4 protein-coding genes, 1 tRNA gene and 1 pseudogene are annotated in these 3,695 nt (G+C 68.7%); all 6 read left to right on the top strand.

Annotated elements, in window-relative coordinates:
- Nucleotides 1–202: pseudogene (locus VFF46_RS21720) on the top strand (molybdopterin molybdenumtransferase MoeA); the annotation flags it as partial.
- 19 nt (nt 203–221) lie between these two features.
- Nucleotides 222–704, top strand: coding sequence for a cyclic pyranopterin monophosphate synthase MoaC (gene moaC, locus VFF46_RS21715; RefSeq protein WP_325039011.1), 483 nt, complete (start codon nt 222–224; stop codon nt 702–704).
- Nucleotides 701–1,189 carry a MogA/MoaB family molybdenum cofactor biosynthesis protein gene (locus VFF46_RS21710; RefSeq protein ID WP_325039010.1) on the top strand — a complete coding sequence of 163 codons (489 nt, stop codon included), beginning with the start codon at nt 701–703 and terminating at the stop codon, nt 1,187–1,189. Before moaC ends, VFF46_RS21710 begins: the two co-directional genes overlap by 4 nt.
- On the top strand, nt 1,189–1,806 hold the full coding sequence (locus VFF46_RS21705) for a GNAT family protein (RefSeq protein ID WP_325039009.1): 618 nt from the start codon (nt 1,189–1,191) through the stop codon (nt 1,804–1,806). Before VFF46_RS21710 ends, VFF46_RS21705 begins: the two co-directional genes overlap by 1 nt.
- A gap of 97 nt (nt 1,807–1,903) precedes the next feature.
- The gene (locus VFF46_RS21700; protein ID WP_325039008.1) at nt 1,904–2,719 is read left to right on the top strand and encodes a hypothetical protein; all 816 of its coding nucleotides are present in this window, start codon (nt 1,904–1,906) and stop codon (nt 2,717–2,719) included.
- Nucleotides 2,720–2,793: 74 nt separating this feature from the next.
- A tRNA-Ala gene (locus tag VFF46_RS21695) sits at nt 2,794–2,869 on the top strand.
- The last annotated feature ends 826 nt before the right edge of the window (nt 2,870–3,695 follow it).

Raw genomic sequence — 3,695 nt, 5'->3', positions numbered from 1 at the left:
CAGCTCACCGGCGGGGCGGCGGCAGTTCGTCCGTGCCGCGGCCACCTCCGGCGACGAGGGCTGGATGGCCAGTACAGTCGGCGGGCACGGCTCCCACCTGCTGGGCGGCCTGAGCCGGGCGAACGCGCTGATCGTGGTCCCGGAGGACGTGACATCGGTCCGGGCCGGCGATCAGGTCGAGCTGATGCTGCTGGACGACTGATGCTGGACGAGGAGACCTGATGACCGAGCGCCCGACGGGCCTGACTCACGTCGACGAGACGGGAGCGGCGCGGATGGTGGATGTGTCCGCGAAGGACGCCGGCGCCCGGCGGGCCGTTGCCAGCGGCAAGGTTTTCGTGTCGGCCGAGGTGGTGACGGCGCTGCGCGGTGACGGCGTACCGAAGGGCGACGCGCTCGGCGTCGCCCGGATCGCCGGCATCATGGGCGCGAAGCGGACCCCGGACCTGGTGCCGTTGTGTCATCCGATCGCGATCACCGGCGCCAAGGTGGACCTCGAGGTCGCCGACGACGCGGTGCTGATCCGCGCGCAGGTGAAGACCACCGACCGGACCGGCGTCGAGATGGAGGCGCTGACGGCGGTCGCAGTCGCGGGGCTCGCGGTCATCGACATGGTGAAGGCGCTGGACCCGGCGGCCGTGCTGTCCGACGTACGGGTGGAGCTGAAAGAAGGCGGCAAGACCGGGCACTGGGAGCGGCCGTGAGAGCTCTCGTCATCAGCATCTCGAACCGCGCCGCGGCCGGGATCTACACCGACACGACCGGTCCGCTGATCGCGTCCCGGCTGGCCGAGTGGGGATTCGACGTGTCAGGCCCGGATGTCGTCCCGGACGGCGCGCCTGTCGGTGAGGCGTTGCGGGCAGCGGTCGAGGCGTCGTACGACGTGGTGCTCACGACAGGTGGTACCGGGATCTCACCGACCGACGAGACACCCGAGCAGACGGCCGCCGTGTTGACGAAGGTCGTGCCGGGGATCGCGGAAGCCATCAGGGCCTACGGAATCGCCAACGGCGTACCGACGGCAGCATTGTCCCGAGGCCTCGCCGGGATCGCCGGTACGACGGTCGTCGTCAACCTGCCCGGTTCGCGCGGCGGCGTGAAGGACGGGCTCGCCGTACTGGAACCGTTGCTGCGACATGCGGTCGAGCAGGTGCACGGCGGGGACCACGTACGGACGGACACCGACTGATGGCGCTCGTGCAATGGCCGGTCGAGCTGAAGCACGGCCAGGTCGGCCTCCGCCCGCTGCGCGCCGGCGACGGCGGCGAATGGGCCGCCGCCCGCCAGCGGAACGTCAGCTGGCTGCGCCCCTGGGACGCGACCCAACCACCAGGAGCAGAAGACGGCGCGCGCACCTTCCGCGCGATGGCCCGCGATTGGAACCGGCAAGCCCGCTTCGGGCGGATGCTCCCGTTCGTCATCACGTACGGCGGTGCCGCCGGCGCCGGCGCGCGGGCGAAATGGCCGCTCGTCGGACAGCTCACGGTGTCCGGAATCACCTACGGTTCCGCACGTTGGGCGAACCTCGGCTACTGGGTCGACGAACAGTACGCCGGCCGCGGCATCGTGCCGACCGCCGTGGCGATGGCCGCCGACCACTGCTGGTTCACCCTCGGCCTGCACCGGATCGAAGTCGCGATTCGCCCGGAGAACAAGGCAAGTCTGCGGGTCGTTGAGAAACTCGGCTTCCGGTACGAAGGCGAGCGGCCGCGGTTCCTGCACATCGACGGCGACTGGCGCGACCACCGGATCTTTGCCCTCAACATCGAAGAGGTCGGACCCGGTCTCGTAGCGCGACTGACCTGACTACGCTGCGTGCTATTCACATCAGTCACACGAGTCTTCTTGCGACACACCGTGCCACGTACCTCATCTGGCCCCCGCTGCGCCTTAGCGTCGTCGCATGGGGACGACAGGACTGATCTATGTGGCGATCGTCGCCGCGTGGGCCGCCTATCTCGTCCCGATGTGGCTGAAGCGCGGTGACGAAGCCCGGCGCAAGCCGGTCGTGCCGTCCTCCGACGAAGCCCGCGTGCTGTCCCGCGACCCGTCCCGGCCACGGTACGTCGTACGCCCGGCCGGATCGACTGCCGCCGACGCCGGTGACGCCGCAGGCGACCCGTCGCCGCCGAAGCGCTACATCCCGAACCGAGCCCGCCGGGTGGCCGCGATGCGTCGCCGGCGGGTGCTGTCGATCCTGACGCTGTCGCTGCTGTCCGTCGTCGCACTCGCGGGCCTGGCGATCCTGCCGTGGTGGACGGTTGCGATGCCCGGGGCAATGATCGCCGGGTTCGTCGTCCTCACCCGGGTGCAGCTGCGGCGGCAGGACCATGCGCGGGCAGCCGCCGCCGCGGACCGTCGTACCCGGGTCCGCGCCCAGCACGACCGCGGACCGGCCGGCAAACCCGCGCCGACCCCCGACGAGGAGATGACCGTCGAGGTCAAGCTCCCCGCCGAACCCGCCCCTGCGCCGGTGCCGGCCGCGAAGGAAGAGAAGCCGGCCGCCGAGGGGCTGTGGGACCCGGTGCCGGTGACGTTGCCGACGTACGTGATGAAGGAGAAGGCGCCCGACCGTACCGTCCGGACCATCTCCCTCACCGACGACGAAGTGTTCTCCAGCGCCCGCATCACCGACCCCGCGGACAAGCCCGCCGCCACCGAAACCCCGGCCCCCAAGCCGGCCGTCGAGCCCGAGGTGAGACGCGCCGTCGGCGACTGATATCCAGTTTTAGATCGCGGGGCTCCACGTGTTAGAGTTTCGCGGTCGCCAGGGAAAACCTGGCGAGCAAGCCTGGGGCTGTGGCGCAGTTGGTAGCGCGCTTCGTTCGCAACGAAGAGGCCAGGGGTTCGAATCCCCTCAGCTCCACCAGGTCGGTCCTATTAGAACAACCGGTGAGATCGTGACCGGCCAGTAGGACCCGCAGGCGATGGTCTGGCGCAGATTGGCCGTTCCCGGCGACGGGGGCGGCCATTTTGGCGTCTGGGGCGGTTTCAGTGGACAGGACGGGGTTCGGGTCGTCTAGGCCGGTTCGACCGTTGTGGACGCCGTGGAGGGCCGCGAAAGGCTGGCGCAACTCGTACCCGGTGATCTCGTCGTCATCGAGGTACAGCCGATGGAAGATGGCTTGGTTGAGCATCCGCTTCTGATCCTCGTTGCAGCATCGGTACAGCGCCTGCGGATCCTCGAGTAGGGTCAGACTGAGCTCGATCAGACGGGCATCGACTGTGAGGTCCTCAGCGTCCTCTCCGAGCCGCTCGGTCAGGTGCTGGCGCTGTCGGTCGATCTCGCGGAGCTTGGCCTTGATCTTGGCCTGCGGAAGCGATCCGTCCGACGCCAGATCGAGCAGGTTGTCCTCCTTCACTTCCAAGGCTTGAAGCTCGGCGCGAAGCTGCTGACGGAGGAGGCGTGCCGATCGCTGGTGGTTGGACAGTGCATCGGCGACGTGGGCGCGGGTCTGCTCGATGAACTGCCGGCTGAACCGGATGGCGCCGTAGATGCGCTCGATGGCGTCCTCGACGCGCATGATGTTGACGTGACGGCTCATGCACTCACCGGTGCGTTTGTTGGTGCAGAAGAAGTACTGGTACAGGCTGCCGCGCGAGTTCGTGGTGTGCTGGATGACGAGCCGCTGTTCGACACGGCGACGGTGACACGACCCGCAGTAGAGCGACCCTTTGAGGTGATGGTGATGGAT

It is taken from the genome of Kribbella sp., assembly GCF_035655035.1.
Taxonomy (GTDB): domain Bacteria; phylum Actinomycetota; class Actinomycetes; order Propionibacteriales; family Kribbellaceae; genus Kribbella.
The sequence above is the reverse complement of the archived record's forward strand: the minus strand, read 5'-3'. Positions and strand labels throughout refer to the sequence as shown.

What these genes read in the sequence shown, in the direction of transcription:
- VFF46_RS21700 (WP_325039008.1), top strand. Translation starts at nt 1,904, where the DNA reads ATGGGGACGACAGGACTGATCTATGTGGCGATCGTCGCCGCGTGGGCC.
- moaC (WP_325039011.1), top strand. Translation starts at nt 222, where the DNA reads ATGACCGAGCGCCCGACGGGCCTGACTCACGTCGACGAGACGGGAGCG.
- VFF46_RS21705 (WP_325039009.1), top strand. Translation starts at nt 1,189, where the DNA reads ATGGCGCTCGTGCAATGGCCGGTCGAGCTGAAGCACGGCCAGGTCGGC.